The following is a 24,759-nucleotide window of genomic DNA, read 5'->3' as shown; positions in this document are numbered from 1 at the left end:
CTCGCCAATTGGATGGATCGGGTTTCGATTTCATCAAGAAGGTACCGGAACGGCCAACTGATCCACATCAACCCTCAGGAAATTAAGAGCCAAGCGAACACAAAACCTCGCCCGTCCTTTATCCCAAGGAGTAAATCGAGGCAATTCATACGCACCACTCTCCCGGCCAACGGAGCCCCAAGTCGTCGTAAAAGCAGCCTCATAGCCCGCCTTCTCCACCAGACGAACACTCTGCGCCGTATAGTCGGCGCCGGGCTTGCCATTTGGATAGGCAAAGAAGCGCGGGCATACGCCCAGCAAATCAGTCAAATGCTGCCGATTGGAAGCGATTTCATGCCAGGCCGCGTCATCATCCAGCACCGCGAGAATCGGATGATTCATGGTGTGTCCGCCAATAGTCATGCCACCGGCGAACAAGGCCTGCAATTGCTTCGAAGTCATCATCAGGTCAGTGGGGCGCGTTACATGCGCTTCCTGCAGGAAACGCTCCAAAGCTTCCTGCCTCCCGTTCAAGGAGAGGTATTTGACCCGACCCAGCAACTCATGAATCAACGCACGACGTTGTGACACGCTTTGCAGTTCATGCACACCCGCCCCAAGCCAGTTCAGATCCAGACTTGCAGCAGGCGTACGACGCACAGCCTCAATAACGACATCGTTGAACATGATGCCGCCATCGAGATATCCACTGGCTACAAAGAAAACCGCCTGCACGCCATGCTTGCGCAAGATCGGATAAGCAACGGTAAAATTGTCTGCATATCCATCGTCAAATGTGATCACCAGCGACCGGGGCGGTAGCCGCCCGGAGCGCCAAAGCTCAAGCGCCTCGTCGACACGCAGCACATTGAAATACTTGACCAGCACTCCGATCAGTTCGTCGAACTGATCCGCACATATTTCGTCTGGCTGCAAAGGGTCTGGCTCGGGCAGCACACGATGAAAGATCAACACACCAAAACGGCTGCAGCGCGTCCCGACCAAGGACTCCAAGCCGTTAAGCATCAATCGAAAATTATGAACGGTCACTCAGCCACGCCTCCGAAACCCCACAAACTCCATCAAAAACAATAACAGGGCTGACGATCAGCATTTCAAACAACGGACTTTTTCAACGGCGCAAGCGGCCTTGGTCGGCAGTCCCGCCAGATCACAGCAACGATGGCGGCCAAGTAATAGGGAACGTCAAAATTGACCAAGCCTAGGAAGGCGCCACCGACAGCAAAGCTGATCAGGGAAACCTGAATTGACTGCATCAGGACTGTAAGCCACCTGTATTCGGGACGCCCCCCCGCCTCCGTAATCAGCTTCGAGGCAAGGCGCCAGGATGAAACACCGATCCCCAAATACAGGATAAACCCGATCACGCCCTGCTCTCCCAAAGCCTGGAAATAGATGCTATGGGGTGAATAGGGTAACTTCCATTCGGTAACCGCATACAACGACCAGACATCATAGGTCCAGAAATCGTAGCCTGCTCCCCAAGGACGATGTGCAACGAGGTTCAGGATCATCTGCCATGTGTACAGACGACTTTGTGCCGAATGATCTTCATGGGTGGTGATCGTATGCATTCGATCCGACCAGTTTTCCGGCATGAAGGCAACCAATGCAAGGCCGATCGACAGAATTGTCAACGACGACAGTACTGGACGGGAACTACGCAGCCCCAGTACAGCCGCCATGGTGCCGATGGCCAGCAACGCGCCGCGGGACTGGGAGCCCAGCACTGAGAAGGCAATCAGGATCAGCGATACCAGCAGCGCCCTGCGTCCCCACTTGTTTTCAGTCGTCGCATACAGGAAGTACATCAGGGGCATGATGACCACGAGAGCCAGAGCGAGTTCGTTATTCCCCTCGATGAAGCTACCGGCTGGCCCCCATACGCGTTGCCCCCCCCCCGACAATACGGTGAAAATCCCGCCTTTGATCCCATAGAACCCGATCGACAATGCGATGACCCAGATCAGGGTGCGGATCTGCTTTTCGCCGACCAGCATCACCATCGTGACCCACAGCATCAGCTGGATCTTCGTGACCTTGACCCACATTGCAAATGCTTCGCCTGTTTGATTCAAGGCCCATAAGGTCGTCAAGGAACAACAGACATAAAAATACAAGAGAAACTTTGTCGGCCCACACCAAGGCACAGGCTTTCTATCCTGACTGAAGGCAAACGCAAGGAGGGTCGTGATGCCAAGGATCTGGGCCACTGGCAAATAATATGCAAAGCCCCAAGCCATCCGCTGGGGACTCATCATGCTGACCCAGGCCCACGCCAACGGGCCGCGATAAGGCTTGATCAGAATCGCCGGGACCAGGTAGAGCACACTGAAGAGAATGGCTATATCACGCAACGGGTCAGGCTCTCCATGAATCTTGCAAAGGGATGAACGGCATGCTCGGACAGCTTAACGCTTCACATGACTGACGACATAGCGTGTCTTGCCGGATTTTTCGGGCGGAATCTCGGCGACCGGGGTGATCTCGACACGCACCGACGCCCCCAGGCGCGCAGCGAAATCGTTGCGGATACGCTGACGCTCAACCTCCCCGAAACGCTCGTCAGCCACGACGAGAACCTCCGTGTGGTCCACGCTGTGCTGGACGATCTTGAAGCGCTCCACGCCGGGCAGGTCGCGAACCGTATAGATCAGCGCCAGCGCATGGATGACCGTGCCATCGGCGCCGATGACGAAGTCCGTCGTACGCCCCTGCACCTCGGCCAGTACCGGCAGCTTGATACCGCACGTGCAGGCTGTGCCGCTCAGGATTCCCACATCCCCCGTCCGGTAGCGCACGAACGGAAAATCCCGCGTGGCGGTATGGGTCACTACGATCTCTCCCGGTACACCAGGAGGCACCGGACTGCCATCGGGGGCAATCGTCTCGACGATGATGTCCTCGGCCGAAATATGCAGACTGCCATGGGAACATTGATGGGCGATGAAACCGGCGTCACGGGCGCCATATCCATTGGCGACCGGGCAGCCAAAGATCTCGCTGATAGACTGCTTCTGATGCTCGTACAGCATTTCGGACGTGACAAAGGCGACCTTGATGCCGAGATCGTCCATGGGCATCTGCCACAGGCGCGCCTTCTCAGCCAGATGAGCCAGCGCCGACGGATAACCGAACAACATCTTCGGCCTGATCTCCCTGATCTGCGCAAGCATGGCCCGAACTTTGTCGTCCGACATTTCGAAGGCCGGCAACAGCCATGAACGCAGGAGCCGATCGCGCAGCGCCTTTACACGGTCCTGGGCACCCAGTTCGATGGGCGAGCCCCACAGCACGATTTCCGGGTCGCCGATATCCACCCCCCACCAGCGGGTGGCGCGCCACTTGGCCGCCACATCATGGCTCTTGCGCGCCTTGCCGATGTAGAAGATCAGCGGCTCGCCACTCGATCCCCCCGTGTTGTAGCGGCTCACCGGCCCAGCGTCATCAGCCCGCAGCCCATCCACGTTCTCACGGATGAGTGCCTTGGTGAGGAAAGGAAGACGCTGCAGGTCCTCCAGGCCGTTGCAGCTTGCCGGATCGAACCCCTGCGCACGGAACACGTCACGGTAATAAGGGACGTGCGTTCCTATGTCGATCAGGAAACGCTTCAGGCGCTCGTTGCGCAGGGCCAGGATCCGTTCCAGCGGCAGGTACTGGGTCTTCTCGAGATCCTGCCGGCGCCCGACCGAATCGTGGGACTTCAGGCGCTCGTGCAACGGAAAGATCGCACCGGAGGCGATACTGGTATAGATGGAACCCATTTTCTGACTACTCCTTCCTTTCCCGCCGCGCACGCGCGCCCAATGCACGGAATCGTTCGACCAGGATGCGCATGCGCGCGTCCCACGCGTTGTCCCGCGCATGCGCCGTGATGTACTGGCGATCCCAATCCTGCACCAGTGCAGCAGCCGTCGCCTCCCGCAGGGCAATCTGGTCCCCGAATGGAACCACCATTCCCAGGCGTGGCGAACACACGACCTCGACATTGCCGCCGACGGCTGTCGTCACCACCGGCAAGCCACACCCCATGGCCTCGAGAAAGACATTGGCCCAGCCTTCGTTGCGCGTGGACAGGACGAAGACATCGGCGCTGCTCAAGGGCACCGAAAGCTGCTCGGGTGGCAAGGCCCCCGTGAAGATCACATGCTCGGCAAGCCCCAGGTCGCGCACCTGATCACGCAGGGCTTGCGACATATCCCCTTCCGGGCTCGCCCCGCCGACAATGATGTAACGGAGCTGCGGAAACGCCCGGATCAACTCCGGCAGGATTTCCAGCACGCGGTGAAATCCCTTGCGCTCCACCAACCCGCCGACGGAAATCAGGACCTTGGCTTCTGCCGGGAGGCCCATGCGCTGGCGCGCCTCGTCGCGGGGAATCGGCGCGAACTTGCTGATATCCACGCCATTGCCGACGACCTCGATATGCGCGGCATCGGCGCCCGCCTGCACCAGCAACTGGCGCAGGGAGTCCGACACGCTGATCACCTGGTCGGCCTGGCGGACCGCGGACACCACCTGCGGTGCCAGCGTGGGGTCCTTCAACTGCCGGGTTTCGGTACCCCGCAGGGTGATGGATGTCGGCCATCCGAGCCACTTGCCGAGCAGAACACCCGCACGTCCGTTCGGATACGCGAAATGCGCATCGAGGATACCGTCCCCGTAGCGGCGCCGAAGCCGCCACAACAAAGGCAAGGCGCACAAGGCCATCGACAGGCCGTCAAGGCGCCGCAACACGCCAGGCAGGGAGAAGAAGCGCGGGAAGAACACTTCGACGCCATCCTGCACTTCGAAGCGGCCGGTCTCGGGCCGGTAACCCGGCTTGAAACGCCGGATCACGGACTGCAGCGGAAACCACGGTTGCGGGGCGATGACGACGAGCCCGAAAGCCGGACGCAGGCGAAAGACGCGCTCGCGGACGAACAATCCCGCGGTCGGCTGGGCCCGGCTCGGGAAGAGAGAGGACAACACATAGATCGTCTTCCTCCCCTGCCCCTCCAGCGCAGCAGGCATGTCCGCATCCGTACCGTGGCCAGCCTTCACCTGCGCCTCAGCCTGCATGCCCGACCTTCTTCCTCTGGCGCGCCGACCACCACCAGGCCGCGCCGCTCAAGCCCGCCATCAGCCCGGCCGACATCAGCACGAAGAGACGCAGGCGGAGGTTCTTCAACTGCTCGCGCTGCACCTCGTTGTCTCGGCTTTCCAGAATGCGGATGTGCGGGTACAGCCCCACACCGACGGACACCAGCTGCTCCACGCTCCGGCCAGCCTTCGAGGCCAGCTTGACGAGTTCAGCCCGGTCGTACTCGAAGACGTTGTTGCCCCACCACAGATACCATTCCGGCAGGCCCCGACGGTAGTAGTCGATGGCCTTCTCAGGGTAGCGGTAGGTCGGCGGGGACGCCGGCGCAACCGGGATCATGCGCGGCGCGCCACCAGCCTGCAGGACCTCGCGGGCCTCCAAAGCCGACAGCGGCCGCCCCGCGGCATCGGCGAAATAGAAGTTATTGAACACGTCGAGCATGATCCACCGCGCGCTGCGCCGGTCCCAGATCTCGTTGAAGACGTGGCCGTGACCGCCGAACCCATCGAACGAAAAGGCCCAGGCGCGGGAAAACACGCCGGACGCCTGGGCGAGCGCGGTGAACACGTCGGAGAAGTCCGCGCAGTACCCCTCGGCATTATCGGTAATGCGCCGATAGGTCTCAGACAGGTTCGACTGGATGGGATTGCCGGGCACACGCCCCGGCTGGCGCAGGAGCTGGCCGATGCGCAAGGCCGTCGCCCAGTCATCGCCCTCCACACGTAAGTCAAAGCGCCGTACCAATTCGGCAAACTTGGGATCTGTACTGCCGGCTTCCCCCGCGAGGTAGCCGGCCGGCAGCGCCGCCGGCGTCCAGGCCGCATTGGCAGGTTCGGAATCAAGCAGCAGGGCGTTGCGCAGGCGGACCAGTTCGGACGAAGCCGCGAGATGCGGCACGAGGCTCGCCGAACACAGCACCGCAAGCGCCAGGCAAACCCAGAAAAGAAACCGGGCTCCCCGCTCGAACACGCCCCGCTCCACCGCGCAACTCACCAGCACAGGCCCTGTACTTGCCCCCTGATTGCAGTTCTGGACTTGATGCCCACCAGGTCCAGCAAGTACTGGTCATCCCGCACGTGGGTCGCCAGTGCATCCTGGATGGACGGCGTGGACAAGCCGAGGACCAGCACCTCGGACGTCTTGATGACCTCCTCGATATCAGCGTTCAGGAGTTCGCCGATATGCGGGACGTGACGCTCGATGAAGCTCTTGTTGGCCCCGAGCAGACGGGACAGGTGAACCTCGGGGTCATAGACGGACAACTGCACCCCCTTGCCGATCAACTGCTCAGCGAGCGTCACCAGCGGGCTTTCGCGAAGATCGTCGGTGCCGGTCTTGAACGACAGGCCGATGAAGCCGACCTTGCGCTTGCCGGTCGCCAGGATGCGCTCGATGGCCACATCCACGTGGTTGCGGTTGGACGGCATGATGCCGGCCAGCATCGGAATTTCCACGTCGTGCTTCTTGGCGAGATAGGTCGTGGCCCGCAAGTCCTTGGGCAGGCAGGAGCCGCCGAAGGCGAAGCCGGGCATCAGGTAAGCGCGGGAGATATTGAGCTGCGTGTCCTGGCAGACCAGATCCATCACCTCGAAAGGATTCACGCCAAGCGCCTCGCACAGGCGGGCCGTCTCGTTGGCGAAGGTGATCTTGAGGGCATGGAAGTTGTTGCAACAGTACTTCATCATCTCCGCCGAACGGACGGAGGTATCAAGGAACTTGCAGGGCAGATGGCCGAACAGTTCCTTCAGGCGCTCAAGGGGATAGGCATGATTGGCCCCGACAACCGTGAACGGCGGCTTGTCGTAATCACGGATCGACGAGCCTTCACGCAGGAACTCCGGCTGGAAGCACAGGTGGAAGCCCTCGCCATCCTTCTTGCCGGAACCCGCCTCGATGATGGGGCGCAGCACGTCCTCGACGGTGCCGGGCACCAGCGTCGACCGGAACACCACCACGTGGGGCGTGGACTTCTGGCTGATCGCCTGGCCCATGCTGTCGGCCAGGCGCAAGACTGCGCCCTGGTCCTGACTGCCGTTGGCAGCGGACGGCGTCCCGACGCAAACGAGGGAAATATCGCTGTTCAGCACCGCGTGCACCGCATCGGTCGTTACCGACACGCGGCCGCTGGCCACCACGCTCTTCATCAGGTCGACCATGCCTTCTTCGACCACCGGCGTCTTACCGTCGCGGATGAGATCGAGCTTGGTCTGATCGATGTCCACGCCGATCACGTCGTGACCATCCCGTGCCAGACAGGCCAGCGATACCGCGCCGACGTAGCCGAGGCCGAAAATACTGATCTTCATTTGCGTTTTCCCTTGTTTTCCTGAAACTGTTTGACGCATCGTTCGATGATGCCATCCAGCCGCTCCATCGAGCGCGGCCAGGCATGGTGGCTCAGCATGCGGGCCCGCCCCGCGTCCGCAAGGCGATTGCGCTCAACGGGATCGGAGCAGATCCGTTTGATGGCCGCAGCATAAGCCTCGGGCGTGTCGGCGACGAGGAAATGCTTCTCGGCTTCGGCGTCGACACCGCCTGCGGCAATGCTGCTCGTCACGACCGGGACCCCCATGGCCATCGCCTCGAGGATCTTGTTCTGCGTACCCCGCGCAATGTTGAGCGGGGCAACCATGAGAGCGGAGCTGCGCACGTAAGGACGCACGTCCGGCACCGAGCCCGTCACGGTAACCCCGTCCAGATCGCCGAGCTTGCGCACCGCCGGCGACGGATCGGCACCGACGATGAGCAGCTTCATCTGCGGCCGCGCCTTCTTCAGCAGGGGCCATGTCTGCTCACAGAAGCGGAACATGCACTCCTGGTTCGGGTAATAGTCCATCCGCCCGATGAAACTGACGGTGTCCGGATCGTAGGCCGAACCATCGGGGCTAAAGAACGACGCATCCACGCCATTGGGAAACCAGTCGGTCGTCAGGCCGGTGTTATAGCCATCGAGCGTTTCCCACTCGGCGCGGGTCGTCGCCGTGCCCATGTCGAACTTGCCCGCCAGACGCTTCTCGGCGGCCAGCATCTTGAGCCCTTCGAGGCGATACCCCATCGACAGCGGGAAGGGCTTGTAGTTGGCGTACTCCAGCCACTTCTGGGAGTCCATGTCACCGTAGTCGATGATCTTCGGCACGTCGGTGACCTGCTCCACATACTGGGCCACGGACGAACAATGGACGAAGATCAGGTCCCACTTCTGGGAGGCCAGCAGGCTGTTTACCTTGCCCTTCAACTCAGGCGAGTAGAAGAACCCCATCGACGACGGCGTGACCAGCGGCAGGCGCGCCACCATCCGCAAGCCCTGCACGGGATTGCTCACCTGCCCCATCTCAAAGGCATGGCAATGCGGAGCAATCCCTTTCCCCTCCTCGGCCTCCGCCGGGGAACGGGCCAGCGAGCACACGGTGACCTGGTGCCCCTTCTCCGTCAGGTGACGGATCATGTTGAAGGGACGGATCTTCCCCCCACGCTTGGGGGGAAACGGAAAACGGTGACAGACGTAGAGGATTTTCATCGCGTATAGCTCTTGAGCTCGGCCGCCACATCGCCGGGCTCGCGCCGGTCGAGGTAGATCCGGCTCCAGATTTCCAGATTCATCAGGGACAGCAGGCCGTCCGTGCCATCGGCCCGGTTCGCCTCGTGATCGGCCATCAGCGTGGCGATCACGTCATGACGGAACAGGCCGCGCCGGGCGACTGACTCCTTGGACAGCAGTTGGCGCAGGACGGGGGCCAGATCATGTTTCAACCAGGCGCCCATCGGCGTGCCGAACCCGCGCTTCTTGCGGTCGAGGATGTCCGCCGGCAGCAGGCCTGACAGGGAATCCTTGAGCAGATGCTTGAGGCGCCCACCCTTGACCTTGAGGGAGGCCGGAATCGCCGCCGCCAGTTCGACCAGCTCATGGTCGAGAAGCGGCACCCGGCATTCCAGCGACACCGCCATGCTCATCTTGTCGGTCAGCAGCAGCAGATCGTCCGGCAACTGGGTCTCGGCATCCACCGCGAACATCCGGTTCAAATCGTCATTGCTGCCCGCACCGGCAAAAGCCGCCGCCAACGGGTCCGGCGCCCCGGCCGCCGGCTCCAGCAACATTCCGGCAACGGTCTCCCTGGCCAGCACCTGCAGGTAACTCCGGTAACGATCGTCCGCACTCATGTCGGCCGATGCAATGAAGCCCTTGGCCAGCCGCAGCGTATTGAGCAACCCGGAGTGCCGGTCGCTGGGCAAGCGATTGGCGACGCTCCGCGCGACCGAGCGCACGAAGCCCGGCAGGCGATGGAAGCGCTCCGCGTAGTGCCCGCCGAGATAACGCCGATACCCGCCGAAAAGCTCGTCGCCGCCCACGCCCGAGAGGATCACCTTTACGTCGTGGCGGGCGAACTCCGACACCAGATAGGTCGTGATGAAGGCCGTGTCGGCCACCGGCTCGTCCATGTGCCACAGCAACTTGGGCAACAGGGACACCACGTCGGGCTTGACGACGATCTCGTGGTGCTCGGTGTCGAACAGCTGGGACACCTGCCGCGCAAAGGGCAGCTCGTTATACAGGTTCTCCGCGACTCCGCCTTCGAAGCCGATGGCGTAGGTGCGGATCGGCTGCCCGGAATGGCGGGCCATGAAGCCCACCACGGCGCTCGAATCCACCCCTCCGGACAGGAAGGCACCGATGGGTACGTCGCTGACCATCTGCATGCGCACCGACTCCTCGAGCCGCGCCTGGATCCGGGCGATCCATTCGGCTTCGGAGACGCTGCGCTCGATCGCAGTCGGCAGACGCCAGTAGCGCCACTCCCTGACCTGGCCATTCTCGATCGCCAGCAGGGTTGCCGGCGGCAGCTTGCGAATTCCCTTGAACATGGAGCCCGGCGCCGCCGCGTAGCCCAGGTGCAGGTAACTGGCCAGCTGGGTACGATCCAGCTCGGCACTCACGCCCGGCAGCGCCAGCAGCGCCTTGGCCTCCGTGGCGAAGGCCAGTCGCTGCCCATCCTGCAGCACGTACAAGGGCTTGACGCCGATGCGGTCGCGCCCGATCAGCAGACGCTTGCGACGGCCATCCCACAGCGCGAAGTCGAACATGCCGTTGAGACGATGGACAAACTCGTCACCGAAGGCATCGTAGGCATGCAGCACGACTTCGCTGTCGGAACCGGTCTTGAAACGGAACCCAAGCCCCTGCAACTCCTCGCGCAACTCGCGGAAGTTGTAGATTTCCCCGTTGCAGACCAGCCACAGGCTGTCGTCCGCATTGGAGATGGGTTGATGCCCGCCGGCCAGGTCGATGATGGACAAGCGCCGCATGGCGATGCCGCAGGGACCATCGATATGCTGCCCTTCGTCGTCCGGGCCGCGGTGGACCGTCCGGTCACCCATGGCGGAGAGCATGGCGGGCTCGACCCGCTGCCCGTCAAATCGGTAAAGCCCGTGAATGCCGCACACCTTGGAACCTCAGAAATTCAGGACGCGCCCATGGCTCGCCAGGGCACGTCGATAGACTTCACGATAACGGGCCACGCTGTTTTCCCAGGTCCGCTCCACTTCGACAAACCGCCGTGCCTGCGCCCGCACCTGGGGCCAGACATCCCGCTTCGTCAATACGTCGCCGATTGCCGATGCCAGCGCACCGGCATCACCGGCGCGGAACAGGAAGCCGGTCTCGCCGTGACGGATCAGTTCCTTGTGCCCGCCCACGTCCGACGCCACGAACATCCGCCCCTGGGCCATGGCTTCCAGCGGCTTGAGCGGCGTGACGAGTTCCGTCAGACGGATTGGCAGGCGCGGGTAGGCCAGCACATCGATAAGCTCGTAGTAACGCTGGACCTGGGAATGCGGCACCCGCCCGGTGAAGATGACCCGCTCGGCCAGGCCCAGACGCTCGACCTGGGCCTTCAGATTGGCTTCCTGCGGACCGCCCCCCACCAGCAGGACACGCAGGTCCGGGTAGGCCGGAATCAGCTTGTGGCTTGCCTCGATGAGCAGATCGAGGCCTTCATAACCGTAGAAGGAGCCGGCGAAACCCAGCACCGTCTTGCCGTCCAGTCCCAAGGACGCGCGCAGCGCCGGATCCGCTTCGGTACCGAACTGGAAGGTCGTCACATCAACGGCGTTGGGGATCACAGTGATACGCTCGGCGGGCACGCCGCGGGCTCGGATATCACCGCGCAGCCCCTCGCAGATCGTCGTCACCTGGTCGGCTCGCCGCAGGGCAAAACTCTCCAGCCCCCGGGACACCCGGTAGCGCAGGCTGCCTTCGGTCGTGGTGCCATGATCCACCGCCGCGTCTTCCCACGATGCGCGCATCTCATAGACCACCGGGATCTTCCGCTTGCGCCCGACCCACAGGGCCGGCAAGGCGTTGAGGACGGGGGAATGCGGATGCAGGATGTCGGGCTTGAGTTCGTCCACCAGTTCGTCAAGCCGCGCCGCGGTCAGGCGCATCTGCGCGACCAGGCCTTCCTGGCCGGAATTGGCGGTCCGGTAAAAGGTCCATCCGTCGGCCTGCTCGCTCCCGCCCGCACCTGCACCCTGCTTCGGGGTCGTCAGGTGGAAGGTCTCCCAGCCGAGCTTGCGTTGCTCCTTGAGGAGGGAAACGGTGCGGAAAGCGTAGCCGCTATGCAAAGGCAGCGAGTGGTCGAGGACATGCAGGATACGCAGGCTCATGCGCCCCCCACCAAGATCGGCGCCGGCTCCACGCCCAGTTTGCTGTTGCGCAGGAAGGCCTCGAACATCAGCAGCGTCCAGAGTGGCGAGCTGTAGTCGCGCGCGCCGCTCTGATGCGCATCGACCAGATGTTGCAGGTACTTGCGGTTGAACAGGCCGGTCGCCGCCAGCGTCTCGCCGAGCATTGCCTCACGGACCCGCTCCTTGAGCGGACCGCGGAACCAGCGCGCCAGCGGAACCGAAAAGCCCATCTTGGGGCGATACAGCACATCATGGGGCAGCATCGGCTCCATGGCCTTCTTGAACAGGTACTTGCCCTCCTGCCCCTTGATCTTCAGGTGGGTCGGCAGGCTGGCCAGCCATTCCACCAGCGGGTGATCCATCAAGGGCTCCCGCACCTCCAGCGAATGCGCCATGCTGGCCCGGTCCACCTTGGTGTTGATGTCACCGACCAAGTAGGTCTTGATGTCCAGGTACTGCACCAGGGCCAGCGCATCGTCGGTATCGGCATTGGCCGCATGGCGCCGGAACACCTCGACCGCGTTGTAGCCCGCGAGCTGGTTGCGGAAGGTCTGGGAGAACAACTGGCGACGCATGTCATCGCGCAGGATGGACACCGAATGGAAATACGCCTGCACGGAATCCCGTGCCAAGGACTGGAAGGTGGTCTTCGCGCGGAACACCCGCGGCGCCCAGTCGGCCTTGGGATACAGCCGGCCGAGCAGGCCGAAGACCGGCTTGCGGACCGAGTACGGCAAGCCGCCGCGCATTTTTTCTTCCATCATGTGGAAGCGGTAGCGCCGGTAGCCGCCCATGTTCTCGTCGCCGCCGTCGCCGGACAGGGCAACCGTCACATGCTTGCGGGCGAGCTGGCAGACCCTGTAGGTCGGAATGGCCGAACTGTCGGCATAGGGCTCGTCGTAGAGCGCCGCCAGCGTGTCGATCAGGTCGAAATCGTCCGACTGCACGGTCTCGAGACGATGGTTAGTGCGATAGCGGTCAGCCACCATCTGCGCAAAGGCGGACTCGTTGAAGGCCGGGTCGTCAAAGCCGATCGAGCAGGTGTTCACCGGCTCACCGGAGAGCCCTGCCATCGTGGCGACCACGGCACTTGAATCAACCCCGCCGGACAGGAAGGCCCCCAGCGGCACTTCGGCAATCATGCGCAAGCGCACCGACTCCCGCAGACGCTCGGTCAGTTCCGCCGTCGCATCCTGGAGGCTCAGGCGGTTGTCGAGCGTGAAGCGCACGTCCCAGTAGGGCTTGGGCTCAGGCACCGGCTGTCCGTGGCGGATCATCAGGGAGAAACCCGGATCCAGCTTGCGGGCCCCCTTGAAGATCGTGCGCGGCTCAGCCACGTAACCCAGCGCGAAGTACTCCTCGACGGCCAGCGGATCCATGGTCTTATCGAGGCCCGGGTGCTGCATCAGGACTTTCAGCTCGGAGCCGAACAACAGCGTGCCGTCCGGCAGCACCGCGTAGTACATCGGCTTCACGCCCATTCGGTCGCGGGCCATGAAGAAGGTCTGCTGGTTGCGATCCCACAAGGCAAACGCAAACATGCCGCGGAAGCGCTTCACGCAATCTTCGCCCCACGCCTCCCAGGCATGGACGATGACTTCGGTGTCGCTGCGGGTGTGGAAGCGGTGCCCCAGCGCGGTCAGCTCGGGGATCAGCTCCTGGAAGTTGTAGATCTCGCCATTGAAGACGACGACGACCGACCCGTCTTCATTGAACAGGGGTTGCTGGCCGGTCGAAATATCGATGATAGACAGGCGGCGGTGCGCGAAGGCGATGCCGGGCTCGAAATGGTAGCCCCCCTCGTCCGGCCCACGATGCTGCTGGATGTCGTTCATGCGCTGGATGAGCGCCTGCGCGAACGTCTGTTTCCCTCTCGTATCAAAGAGTCCGGCTATCCCGCACATAGTTCTCTACCTGTTGTCCATCGCTCTGCCACCCCACGACAGCTCAATGCGTATTGAATGGTCCTAGCGGGGCGGCATTCTACCCTGAGTCGCCAGAGTCCTTGGTGGAGAATGCAGTGCGCATTCCGCATCCGGTACAACAACGCTGCACGCCCGCATCATTCCGCGGCGTTGGTCCCGAGCAGCGTCTCGATCAGCCCCCGTCCATTTGCACGTTCAAAGACATCGAGTTGGTCGGCCGCGCTCTTCTCGTCTGCGCCGCTCGCCCAGACGGCCACGTAGGCAGACGTATCGAGACGCCCCTGCAGCTTAGTCAGGGCCAACAGCGCCTTGGCGACGTAATCGCTGGTCACCAGCCGGCCATCGATCAAGTAACCGGACAAGGCAACGACCTTGCCTTCTCGACCTGCCAGGACTGAACGCCGCCAGTACCCGTGCCCCGAATCAGCCCCCTGCCCATCGGCCAGCCTGCTCCAGTCATTGTTGGACGGCAGCACCAGCTGGTTCGAGGTCTGTACCAATTCCCGGCCGTTCCCCTGCTGGGCATAGATTGCGACATACACCGAGACCCGATGCTGCCCATCCGAAAAGTGGCGCAAGGCCTCCGTGCTGAACCCCTTGAAAGCGGGCTTGAAAGCCGTCGACGCCCCCGGCACCTCCATCCACTCGCCGTTCAGGCTCACCGCCGGCACCGCCGGTACCGTCTGGGGCCGTGCGGCCTCCGAGTGCTCCAGCATCCCAAGGATCGGCGGCCAGACTGCAACGGCAATGGCAACCGGCGCGACACGTGCGAGCAGCGAAGAAAGCTTTGGCATCTCCGCGCTCTCCGCCTGCACCTCGGCAGGCTCTTCGACCGGCAGGAGGTCTTCCCGCCAGCGGCCGCCGATCCAGAACATCAGCATGATCACGATGCCGAAGAACAGCCATCCGTAAAGGATGTGGTCGACCCCCGTCGCCAGATTGTTATCGCTCAGATAGCCGAGCATCACGATCATGTAGGCCCTGAGCCAATTGGCGACGATGGGCACGACAATCGCGCAGGCAACGAAAAGCAGGCGCCGCTTCAGACTCCGGTAGCTGAGATAGGCGTAAAGCGTACCCACCATGAAAGACGCGATGAGGTAACGCACGCCGCTGCAGGCCTCGACCACCGACCAACGCCCGTTGGGCACGACGAAATGCAGCCCTTCCTGGTAGACGGGCACGCCGGATGCCCGCACAGCAGCAACGGTGAACATCGCCGTGTACTTCATCATGACGGGCAGCAGGAACTCGCCGATGGGCACCCCGAAGAACAGGAACAGGATTGGGAAGGCCAGCCGCCGCGACAAGCGCAGCCCCAGCATCCCGACCAAACTGAAAACAAGCAGCAAGGCCAGCGCAAAGTGCGTCACCGAGGCAACGCTGGCAAGCGCGCCCAGCAACCACATCATCCCGGCCAGGGCCAGGGGCGCGGCCATGGCCCGGCAGGGGCTCAGAGCCTCCCCGGCCAGCCGATCACGATTGCGCCACACCAGCCAGCCAAAGATCGGCAGGACGAGCAAGCCGTGCGCAAAGGTCTCGGAACGCCACCAGATTTCGAGGACCTCGGCAGCAGTGCTGTGATACCACGCGACGACCCACGCAAACACGGCCCCCAGGGCAATGAGGATGTACCGAACCGACGCCGTCACCGGGTGTCTCCCGACTGATGCCATCCGACCAGGAATTTCCTTGAGATCATCATGCCTAGCCCAGGTTACGCACCAGCACCGGCCCGAGCCAGTTGGCTACGCCGATGGGAAGACGCTTCCAGAGCGCGATGAAGGCACGGTACTTGGGATTCATGGGATTGTTCTGCGGCACGGAATCCCGCTTGAAAAGACGATATTCGTAGGACAGCGGCACCGGCTCGAACCCCCAGTTCTTCTTGAAATGGTAAGGCCCGGTGCCAACCTTGCTGCGCCCATAGTCGAAAATCCGGCATCCGCGGGCAACCGCGTGGCGCATCAGCTCCCAGTACTTGAAATCGTTGGCGGCCAGGTCGCGCGCGGCCAGGTCGTCCCCGGCGTAGTAAGGAAGGATCTCGTCGCGAAAATAGAAGGTGAGCACGGTCGACAAGGGTTTTCCATCGTCAGTGCTCACCGTCATGATGTCGCAATCCCGACCAAAAACCTCCAGCAAGGCCTCGAAGAACTTCTTCGGCAACGCCGGGGTCCCGTGCCGCAGCACGTTATCGGAATACAGCGCAAAAAACCGGTCGGCCGATGTGTCTATCTCGCTGCGCAAGCCGTTCTTGATGCCCTTGCGCACCATCGCCCGCTGTTTGCGCGGGATGGCCTGCATGTTGGCCTCGTCGTCCGCCTCGATCTCCTTCCGGAAGGTGACGTACAAGTCCTGGCGCGGCCACTCAGGATGGCGCTCCCCGAGGTTGCGGTACTCCAGATGCTGCACGCCGGCCTTCTGGGCCACCGCTTCAGCCGCCGCCTCCAGCTTTTCAACGGCCTCCGGGTCATGACCCGCAACGCCGCCATAGACTGCGAACGGCAGCGACGTCAGCGCATGGCCGAACAACGCACTCTTCACTTCCACCAGCGGCAGGACGGCAACGATATTTCCATCGCGCTCCGCCAGCAGGTAATGGGTCCGATGCCGGAAGATCCGCTGCATCAGATCCTGCCATTCGATCCGATGAAAGAATGTCGCATCGGGACAAGCGAAGACGAACTCGTTCCAGCGCTCGGCATCACTGCCCTCAAAGGGGCGCACGATCACATCAGACATTGAAAAACCTTAAGCTGTCGGCCTGACCGACGGGAGAAACACCTCATCCATCCGCCCCCAGGAAAAATCCTGCAGGAGACGCTCCAAGCGGGCCTCCGTGTGCGCCAGATTGACGTAATGACGGAAACGCGTCTTCGCACTCGCCTGCTGCACCACGGGCTGCCCCGGGTCGATCTCCCAGGGATGGAAATAAAAGATCGCCGGCTTGCCGTCCTCTTCATTCACTTTCCGGATGCCCCAGGCAGAGACAGAGTACGGCAGGAGCCGGAAATAGCCCCCTCCTCCCACCGGCCAGTTGCGCCCGAAGCGGCGCACCGTGCTGATCGGGATCTCGACGAGCCCTCCCTCGACCACATACGGGAAACGGGGCGCATCCGGCACACCATAGTGGTCGTGCTTCACCGGATACACACTCGAGCTGTAGACATATCCGGCCTGCGCGATGCAATCGTGCGCCCAGGGGTTGGATGTTCCGACGGAGAAACTGGGCGCCCGGTAGCCACTCACCTGGCAACTTGCGATGTCCTCCAGCACGACCTTGGCCAACCTGATGTCGGCCAGAAAGGCTTCTGGACTCTGCTCGCTGGCCCGCTCGTGGCCATACCCGTGGCTGGCAAGCTCATGCCCCTCCGCCGCGATCCGGCGGATCAGCTTCGGGTAGCGCTCCGCGATCCACCCCAAAGTGAAGAAGGTAGCCTTCGCATCGCGCTCACAGAGCATTTCAAGAATACGCTGGACATTCCGCTCCACGCGGCACGGGGTCGCATCCCATACATCCTTGGGAAAATGCGGGGCCAACGCCGATACCTGGAAATAGTCCTCGACGTCGATGGTCAACGCGTTCCGCACACCGGGCTCGCCACGATCATTCATTTTGAACCCGCCTCATCTTCCGGCACAGAGGCCTGCTGTGCCGACCCGATCAACTGGGTCAGCGCATTCAAGGTTGTGGACAAGGTCCGCTCCAGCAATGCCAGACGCTCCTCGATGCGTGTCGCATCGTAGCCCGGGCCGATTTCAGCGAGGGCCCGCGCTGCTTGCGGATTGGCCAGCAGGCGCTGCAGATCCACGGCCGACGACATCCCGCCGGCGAGGCGCCCGTAATCGACTCCCACCCCGCTCTCCGGACCGACCTGTTCTTCGCGCATTTCGGCGGCCGTCTGCTCGACGATCTCACTGGAGATCCAGCCCTGCTCGCCCAGAAAGGCGGCCAGCATGACTCGGTCGCACAAGGCATTGATGCGGCGCGGGATCCCCTGACTGTGCTCGAAGATGCCCTGCATCGCCTCCGGATCGAAGGACGGGTTCCCCTTCCAGCCGACACAATTCAGCCGATGCTGCACATAGGCTTGCGTTTCCAGCGAATCAAGGGGCCCGAGATGGTAGGACGCGATGACCCGCTGACGAAGCTGGATCATCTCCGGGCTCTGCATGATCGTGCGGAACTCGGGTTGCCCCACCAGGAAACTCTGCAGCAGCGCATGGTCTTCCAGCTGGAAGTTGGAAAGCATGCGCAGTTCCTCCACCGCCCGCTGGGTGAGATTCTGTGCCTCATCGACAATCAGAAGCGCGCGCTTGCCCTGCGCCGTCGTCGAAACCAGGAAGGCTTCGATGGCCAGCAGCAGATCGCTCTTGGACAGGTTCTTGCTCGGTACGCCGAACGAGGCGGCTACCAGACGGAGAATGTCGTCTGCGTCGATCTGGGTACTGACGAGGTTCGCCGCGACGATCTTGCCCGGATCCAGTTTCTCCAGCAGGCTGCGTACCAGCAGGGTCTTGCCCGCGCCAACCTCGCCCGTGATGACGATGAACCCCTCGTTCTGATGAAGTCCGTACTCCAGGTAAGCCATCGCCCGGCGATGTCCACGACTGCCATAGAAGAAACTGGGGTCCGGATTGAGCTGAAAGGGCTTCCCTGTCAAACCGAAATGGGCTTCGTACATATACGGAATCAGAAGGTAAAGAACAGCGATGCAATGGCCGCGTTCTCACTGTAAGTGCTGGCCCCGTCCCCCTTGATGTTCCGGAGGGTCAGCATGCCATTTGCGCCACGCGAAAGCTTGGTCACAAGCCCGGTGGAGACACGACGCATGCGGCTGCCCGGTGCGAGCGTCGCATCGCTCGTATCGCGGTGGCTGCTGGAAACGGTCAGGCTCACATTGGCCGAGGTCACCGGAGTCAACTTATGGCTCAGGATCGCCGAACCACTGACTTCCCTGATGCGGCTGGAGTTCTCGAAATCTCCACCGAAAACCGAGAACGATTGCTCGCTCTGGCGGCTTCTCTCGGAATGGAAGGCCGAAAACACCAGGGTACTGCGTGTCCCCATCAGGCTCATGCCAAGACGTAGGCGTCGATCGAGAAAGACACCGTTCGACAGCACGGCCTGACTGATGCCGACGGTGTCGGGCAGGCCACGGTCGGCGATGTACTGGCGAACATAGACGTCGCGTTCGACGGCGTCCGGATGGCTGCTCTGCGCCATGGACATCAACAGGTCGTAGGTACCGACCTCCGAAATGGCTGCCAGTGCTTGGCTGGTCGTCGTAACGTCCTTGGAGTAACGCAGATTCAGTGCGTACAGCGCGCTGCGATGGTCGGCCGAAAGCTGGAAGGCGGGTCCGAAGAAACGGTCTTCCCACAGGGCGGTCAGCTTGGTCGCGGGACTCACGGTCCAGTCCGCCCCCGCCCCGTAGATAGTTGAACGCTGGGTGTCGACCGAGCGGATGTTGTTGCCTTCCAGCCCGGTGATGAGGCGCAGCTGGAACTGGGATACCGGTCGTACGAGCCCGGTAAAACGGAGGCTCTGCTGCTTGAGATCACGTCGGCCCACCGTACTCATGACGCTGTCAGAGCCCGTCACGCTCCAGCCGATGTTGCCAAACGCCCCCGGGTCTCCCGCATTGAACGAGGTTACATTGCGCTTACTCTGCTTGAAGGCCCCCTGAGAACCATCGGTCTCGCTGAAAAGATAGCGCAACTCGGCGCTTCCTGAATCCCCGAAGCGCTCGACCCAGTACGGGGACGCCATGAAGTTACGGATCTCGCTGAGGTTATTGGTGCCCGTAACGGAGTCTCCCGGCTTGGGAGCAAAGGCTGAAACGGTCTCCCGACTGACGGAAGCGTTCAGATCGACGAAGCCGTGCTGTTGCCACGCCTCGACCCGCCCCGAGCCACGCATTGTGAGGAAACCCTGGTTACGGCTCTGATCTTCGCCGTAGAAGGTGCCGTTGAAGGCCCCCTGCAGCGTCCCCTGCACGGCCCCGCTCCTGGAGTTCAGGCTCAAGCCTGGGCTGACCTGCGTGATGAAGTCGGAGCGTGCATCGGAACTCTTGACCAGCTTGACGTTGTCCGTAAGGGTCTCGGTCAGTCGGAAGGTCGGAACGATGCTGAGCCCGGAGCGCGAAGATGATCCTGAATCAGTCGCCGATGCGCCGGCTGGGGCGTCGCTCCCCGTTGAGGCGGGAGCGGACGACGAAGAAAGCTGCTGTGCGGATGCGATGCTGCTGATGGAGAGCGCGAGAGTCGTCAGGCAATGGGGAAACAGGGACAACCGGAGCACGGATTCACGGCGAACTCTCACGTGTTCTCCTTCGAACTGTGCCCATAGCCGTACCCATAACCGTAGCCATAACCGTAGCCGTAACCATAAGAATCGCCGCTGGCATACTGGGCCTTGTTCAAAAGCATCAAGCGCACCGGGCACGAATCTATCGTCGACAACGCCTGCTTGACCGCAGCGCGCGTCGTCTTGTTCGCTTCAACGACCATGACGATCTGCCCCATGTGCGTCGCCAGCACCCGCGACTCCGTGGTGACGAGAAGCGGCGGGGAATCGAAAACGATGATCCGGTCGGAATAACGTTCGGCCAGCTCTGCCAGCAGGTTGTTCATCGCGTCGCTGGCAAGAAACTCGGTTGCCCGAGGATGGGGAGTACCAGCAGGCAAGAGGCTCAGCTTCTCGATATTGGTCCTGAGAAGCACGTCGCCGAGCTCGATGTCATTCGACGTCATGACATCCATCAAGCCCTTGCGCGGCGGCAGACCCAGCACGTTCAGCACGGATGGCCTGGAAACGTCGGCGTCGATCAGCAGAACCGTGTGATCGAGCTCCATTGCCATGCTGATGGCCAGGTTGATCGAACTGAAGCTCTTCCCTTCCCCGGGAAGGGAGCTGGTCACCATGATCAGGTTGGCGTTCTTGACCTCCGCGGCGCCCTTGCCCTGCACGTTGCGCAGAAGCGGGCGCTTGATGATCCGATATTCGTCACCGATAAGGGAGCGCGGCGCGTTCGGGGTGACGATACCCACCGAATTCAGCCGCTCCAGGTCGATCTCGACATAGCGGTCATTGTTGGCGGGCGGCGGTACTGGAGCCGCTGACGGAGCCTGCACTGCGGGAGCCTCTGCGGCCGGGGCCTGCGCTGCAGAAGCCTCCATGGCCGGTGCTACCGTGACCTCCGCGGGCACCTCGGATGGCGCCGCCGCATCGTTCTTCAATACTTCGACCTGGGGCTCGGCACTGGCACCGGCTTTCTGGAGTTGCTCAAGCCGCTCGACGGCCTTCTCGATAATGCTCATGTTCTACCCTCAAGCCATCCTTGCCAGGATCAAAGAGACCGTCATCGCAGCAAAGAGACCGATAAGCGTCATAACCCCGATCAGAAACACGATCTTGCCGCGGCGCTGCTTGTGCAGCCAATCCGCATCGGCAAGTCGACTCACCGAGCCCAGCACAGCCAGACCCGTCATTTCCCGTAAGGCATGGGTGTCGGCAAAGGTCGGACGGATCTGACTCATCAGGAAAGCCACCGCGGCACCGAGCAACAAGGCGACGATGCCACCAGCCGGCATCAGCAGCAGGCGATTCGGCGCAGTCGGCTTGTTCGGAACGGTGGGGGGATCGATCAGGCGGAAATCGGCGACGCCGGAAGTCGCCCCCATCTCGACCGCCATCGCGGCCGACTCCCGACGGGCGACCAGCGCGTCATAGTTACGCTTGTTGATGTCGTAATCGCGGTTCAGCTGGGTCAGCTCGGTTTCGATCTGTGGCAGCATGCGCGACGCCGCCGCCAGTGTCTTGGCGCGATTGTCGTATTCTTCGACCCGGGCCTTCAGCGATGCCACGTTCGCCTCGGACTCCGCCAGCGACATCTTCAGCTGCTGGTAGACCGGATTGGAATTCACGGAAGCCACTGCAGTCGCCGCACCACCGCTGGCGGCGGCTTTCCGACGCGCTTGGACTTCCTTGGCTTTCTGGGCTTCCAGGCTCTCGATCATCTTCCGCGCACCGACTACATCCGGATGCTGATCGGTGTATTTCTGCAGCAGCGTATCCAGGCTCTTCTTGAGCACATCGATACGCCCGTCCAGTTCTGGGACCGACACCGTCGACAGCGCCGAGCTAGAAGGATTGTCGGGAAGCAGGACCGGATCTTCGCCGGTGATCTGACGCTTCAGCGAATCCCGCGAGTTTTCAGCTTCCCGCAAGGCCAGGCGAGCCTGATTGAGCTGCTCATTGGCCTCGTTCATCTTCCCGAAGTAATCACGGCCACCACCGATGGTGTTCATGTTGCGCAGCTTGTATTCCTTCAGGCGGTTTTCCGCCTCCTCAAGCTTCTGCTCATAGCTCTTGATCTGTTCGTCAATGAACTTGCGCGCAGAATCGGAATCCTTGCGCTTGTCCCCGAGCCCGGACTCCACGAACATCGAAACCAGCGACTGCACGACGCGCTTGGCACGTTCGGCATCCGTGTCGGTGTACACCAGCGTATACAGGTTGTCCCGCCCCGCCACACGGATCTCGAGGGCTTTGGTTACCTTGGTGATCAAGGCCTCCCGCTCGTCCTTGCTCTTGACGGCCAGGTCGAGGTCCGCCATGCGAATCAGCTTTTCCACGTTAGGACGGCTGATCAGCGTACGGCTCAGGATGCTGATCTGCTGATCGATGTTCGGCTGCACGGCCAGGCCGGACATCAGGGGCTTGAGGATCGACTGCGTATCGACATACACCCGTGCGGACGACTCATAGCGGTCAGGCAGCAGATACACGGTAGCAGCAGCAATCGGCCCAACGATCCACGCAACGGCAAGGCCCCACCAGCGGTAGAGCCACATGCTTCGCAGGATGATCGACAGTTGTCGAAGAATGTCTTCCATCAGGAAATTCCGAAAACCGACCTCCCGGGCCACCCCGGGAAGGTCACATCAAGAAACGGATCAGAACCAGCCCTGGGGGATGATCAGCACATCGCCCGGCTTCATTTCCACATTGGCGGACACGTCGCCACGCTTGACGAGATCCTTGAGCCGAACCGTGTATTGCTTGTTGCCTTCCGCGGTCCGCAGCAGAGTGGCGTGGTTGCCGTCGGCGAAATCCGTGATGCCGCCAACCGCGATCATCACGTCCAGCAGGGACATCTGCTGGCGATAGGACAGGGTCTGCGGCCGGGCAGCCTCACCGAGCACCCGGATCTGTTCGGAGTAAGGGCCCACGAAGCTCGTCACGATCACGGTGACAACCGGATCACGGATGTACTTGGCCAGCGCCTTCTCGATTTCCCGCGCCAGTGCCGTTGAATCACGGCCTGCGGCGGGCAGGTCCTCGACCAGCGGGGTCGTGATCTTGCCATCCGGACGAACGGGGACAGACATCGACAACTCGGGGTTGCGCCACACGACGATATTGACTGCGTCACCCGGGCCGATCAGGTAGTTGTAATCGGCGCTTGCGGCCATCACCGGCGCGGGCGGATAGGTCGTGGCGCACCCCACCAGACCCGCGGCGACACAAGCCAGCACGCCCATCGTGAAAACACGTTTCATAAGGTACTTCCCCTTAACTCGGCCAACCCTCAGCCTTCGAATGATAACGGGTGGATATTACGGCAGCCCGTAAAGCCAACCCGGAGAAAAAGATCACGCCATGGGACAAAGGTCGCATGCCCTTGCCATTTGATGCGCGTGCAGAATGTGCTCAGGCTGACACCATACGTGCGAAACCGCCCGCGACCACCTCAAAAGTACCACCGTGCCTCCGTGTACACGCGATCCTGCTGGTCGTACCGGCCAAACACCCCCTCCGGCTTGCCCCCAAAGATGTCGGCGCCAAAGGTCAGCCGCCAGCTCTTGGAAGCCGACCAGATCACCTTCGGCCGGAACATGTAATCCGTGCGGTTGAACATGGACACCAGCAGCGCTTCAGCCTCCCAGCCCTTGGTCAGCTTGGAGTTGAGGAGGATGCTCCCCCCGGCTTCCGTATGCTCCAGGCCGGTGGAGGGATCGTGATTGAGCATGCGACGGGCGAAATACTGGACATTCACCCGGCCGTCCTTGAACGCGGGGATGTCGACACCCACCACATAGTCCACGGTGTTCTGCTCCACCAAGCCAAACGCGGCAGTGGGATCGTAGCTATTGAACTTGCGGCCGCGGGTGTGAACGACCTCGCTCTTGAGCACGAAATCGCCGAAATCCTTGGCCAGGGTCCCGCCAGTCTGGCCGATGCGTTCGTGGCGCGGCTCGAACTCATTAGCCCCCACCATGTAGAAAGTCTGCGCCACATCTTCGCTGCGGTAATAGAAGCCGGACAGATCCCAGCCGCCCACCAGGCGGGACAACCGCCCGCCCCAGTTGGTGTTCCCCAGCGACGAATCCGGCTTGACCTCGGCCCGGACATTCGCCCCCTTTGCAAAGGGATAGAACTCGGCGCCGGGCTTGCCGATCTTGTCGTAACTGGGCACCGGGATCCAGATCAGCTCGGCGTGCGTCTCGCCGAAATAATACTCGGCTCGGGCTGCCCACTGGGGAATCCGGAGCTGCTCGAAATCAGGCAGGTAGAACGTACGCAGATCCCGCGCGGAGACCACGTCGGCAAAGAACAGGCCGACCATTTCCCCCCACACTATGTTCTGACGCCCGACCCGGAAGTCCACATCGCCAGCGGAAAAATCCACGAAGGTTTCACGGAAACTGAACTCGTACTGCTGGTCTCGCCTGACCGCATCCGGATAGAAACCGGAGTCGATCCCGAAGACCGCATCCGCATCGGCCCGGCCGGAAATCTTCCATTTGAAGACATCCCCACCGCCCTGGGCCGTCAATTCGGCACGTCCCCGCGCCATCGACCAGTGCTCGGGCCTGGCATAGGTCCGGGCCAGATCAAACTGGAGATGACCACTGGTCTGAACAGACTTGCCTCCCTCCAGATCGTCGACACCGAGCTCCGCGTCAGCGGCAAGCGCGTGCCCCCCTGCAAGCAGCCAGGCCAATGCAAGCCCGAAGCTGCCGGGTTTCAACGTGAAACGCATCACCTTCCCCTTGTTTCTC

The 24,759-nt window shown here is 62.0% G+C and carries 19 protein-coding genes; all 19 read right to left on the bottom strand.

The genetic code is table 11. The annotated features are described in order from the left end of the window. Nucleotides 1-33 precede the first annotated feature (33 nt). Nucleotides 34-1,029 (bottom strand): polysaccharide deacetylase family protein, encoded by a 996-nt coding sequence (locus tag AC3QL2_RS20370; protein ID WP_493232877.1) that lies wholly within the window; start codon nt 1,027-1,029, stop codon nt 34-36. A gap of 65 nt (nt 1,030-1,094) precedes the next feature. Further along, the gene (locus AC3QL2_RS20365; RefSeq protein ID WP_493232879.1) at nt 1,095-2,357 is read right to left on the bottom strand and encodes a putative O-glycosylation ligase, exosortase A system-associated; all 1,263 of its coding nucleotides are present in this window, start codon (nt 2,355-2,357) and stop codon (nt 1,095-1,097) included. Nucleotides 2,358-2,411: 54 nt separating this feature from the next. Then, entirely contained in the window at nt 2,412-3,764 is a 1,353-nt protein-coding gene (locus tag AC3QL2_RS20360) for a phenylacetate--CoA ligase family protein (RefSeq protein WP_493232880.1), read from the bottom strand. Nucleotides 3,765-3,771: 7 nt separating this feature from the next. Next, nucleotides 3,772-5,061, bottom strand: coding sequence for a glycosyltransferase (locus AC3QL2_RS20355; protein WP_493232882.1), 1,290 nt, complete (start codon nt 5,059-5,061; stop codon nt 3,772-3,774). After that, on the bottom strand, nt 5,051-6,052 hold the full coding sequence (locus AC3QL2_RS20350) for a transglutaminase domain-containing protein (RefSeq protein ID WP_493232883.1): 1,002 nt from the start codon (nt 6,050-6,052) through the stop codon (nt 5,051-5,053). The genes AC3QL2_RS20355 and AC3QL2_RS20350 overlap by 11 nt, the downstream gene beginning before the upstream one ends. 20 nt (nt 6,053-6,072) lie before the next feature. Further along, nucleotides 6,073-7,389, bottom strand: a complete 1,317-nt coding sequence (locus tag AC3QL2_RS20345; RefSeq protein WP_493232884.1) for a nucleotide sugar dehydrogenase — start codon at nt 7,387-7,389, stop codon at nt 6,073-6,075. Further along, nucleotides 7,386-8,600, bottom strand: coding sequence for a TIGR03087 family PEP-CTERM/XrtA system glycosyltransferase (locus AC3QL2_RS20340; protein WP_493232885.1), 1,215 nt, complete (start codon nt 8,598-8,600; stop codon nt 7,386-7,388). The genes AC3QL2_RS20345 and AC3QL2_RS20340 overlap by 4 nt, the downstream gene beginning before the upstream one ends. After that, on the bottom strand, nt 8,597-10,468 hold the full coding sequence (gene asnB, locus AC3QL2_RS20335; protein WP_493240290.1) for an asparagine synthase (glutamine-hydrolyzing): 1,872 nt from the start codon (nt 10,466-10,468) through the stop codon (nt 8,597-8,599). The genes AC3QL2_RS20340 and asnB overlap by 4 nt, the downstream gene beginning before the upstream one ends. A gap of 63 nt (nt 10,469-10,531) precedes the next feature. Continuing rightward, the gene (locus AC3QL2_RS20330) at nt 10,532-11,737 is read right to left on the bottom strand and encodes a TIGR04063 family PEP-CTERM/XrtA system glycosyltransferase (protein ID WP_493233144.1); all 1,206 of its coding nucleotides are present in this window, start codon (nt 11,735-11,737) and stop codon (nt 10,532-10,534) included. Between the two features lie 2 nt (nt 11,738-11,739). After that, nucleotides 11,740-13,668, bottom strand: coding sequence for an XrtA/PEP-CTERM system amidotransferase (locus AC3QL2_RS20325; RefSeq protein ID WP_493232887.1), 1,929 nt, complete (start codon nt 13,666-13,668; stop codon nt 11,740-11,742). A 158-nt stretch (nt 13,669-13,826) separates the two neighbouring features. Beyond that, on the bottom strand, nt 13,827-15,341 hold the full coding sequence (xrtA, locus tag AC3QL2_RS20320) for an exosortase A (protein WP_493232888.1): 1,515 nt from the start codon (nt 15,339-15,341) through the stop codon (nt 13,827-13,829). A 55-nt stretch (nt 15,342-15,396) separates the two neighbouring features. Further along, on the bottom strand, nt 15,397-16,431 hold the full coding sequence (locus AC3QL2_RS20315) for a FemAB family XrtA/PEP-CTERM system-associated protein (protein ID WP_493232889.1): 1,035 nt from the start codon (nt 16,429-16,431) through the stop codon (nt 15,397-15,399). A gap of 9 nt (nt 16,432-16,440) precedes the next feature. Continuing rightward, a complete protein-coding gene (locus AC3QL2_RS20310; RefSeq protein WP_493232890.1) occupies nt 16,441-17,304 on the bottom strand; it encodes an XrtA system polysaccharide deacetylase in 864 nt (287 codons plus the stop codon). Continuing rightward, nucleotides 17,301-18,374, bottom strand: coding sequence for an XrtA/PEP-CTERM system-associated ATPase (locus tag AC3QL2_RS20305; RefSeq protein WP_493232891.1), 1,074 nt, complete (start codon nt 18,372-18,374; stop codon nt 17,301-17,303). The genes AC3QL2_RS20310 and AC3QL2_RS20305 overlap by 4 nt, the downstream gene beginning before the upstream one ends. An 8-nt stretch (nt 18,375-18,382) precedes the next feature. After that, nucleotides 18,383-20,014, bottom strand: a complete 1,632-nt coding sequence (locus tag AC3QL2_RS20300) for a TIGR03016 family PEP-CTERM system-associated outer membrane protein (RefSeq protein WP_493232892.1) — start codon at nt 20,012-20,014, stop codon at nt 18,383-18,385. Beyond that, entirely contained in the window at nt 20,011-21,012 is a 1,002-nt protein-coding gene (locus AC3QL2_RS20295) for an XrtA-associated tyrosine autokinase (RefSeq protein WP_493232893.1), read from the bottom strand. The genes AC3QL2_RS20300 and AC3QL2_RS20295 overlap by 4 nt, the downstream gene beginning before the upstream one ends. A 9-nt stretch (nt 21,013-21,021) precedes the next feature. Further along, the gene (locus tag AC3QL2_RS20290; protein ID WP_493232895.1) at nt 21,022-22,590 is read right to left on the bottom strand and encodes an XrtA system polysaccharide chain length determinant; all 1,569 of its coding nucleotides are present in this window, start codon (nt 22,588-22,590) and stop codon (nt 21,022-21,024) included. Between the two features lie 60 nt (nt 22,591-22,650). Then, on the bottom strand, nt 22,651-23,256 hold the full coding sequence (locus AC3QL2_RS20285; RefSeq protein WP_493232896.1) for an XrtA/PEP-CTERM system exopolysaccharide export protein: 606 nt from the start codon (nt 23,254-23,256) through the stop codon (nt 22,651-22,653). A 191-nt stretch (nt 23,257-23,447) separates the two neighbouring features. Beyond that, nucleotides 23,448-24,740: a DUF1302 family protein gene (locus tag AC3QL2_RS20280; RefSeq protein WP_493232897.1), complete on the bottom strand. Its 1,293-nt coding sequence runs from the start codon at nt 24,738-24,740 to the stop codon at nt 23,448-23,450. Nucleotides 24,741-24,759: the final 19 nt, after the last annotated feature.

Source organism: Zoogloea sp. GW822-FHT05C07, assembly GCF_058800215.1.
The sequence above is the reverse complement of the archived record's forward strand: the minus strand, read 5'-3'. Positions and strand labels throughout refer to the sequence as shown.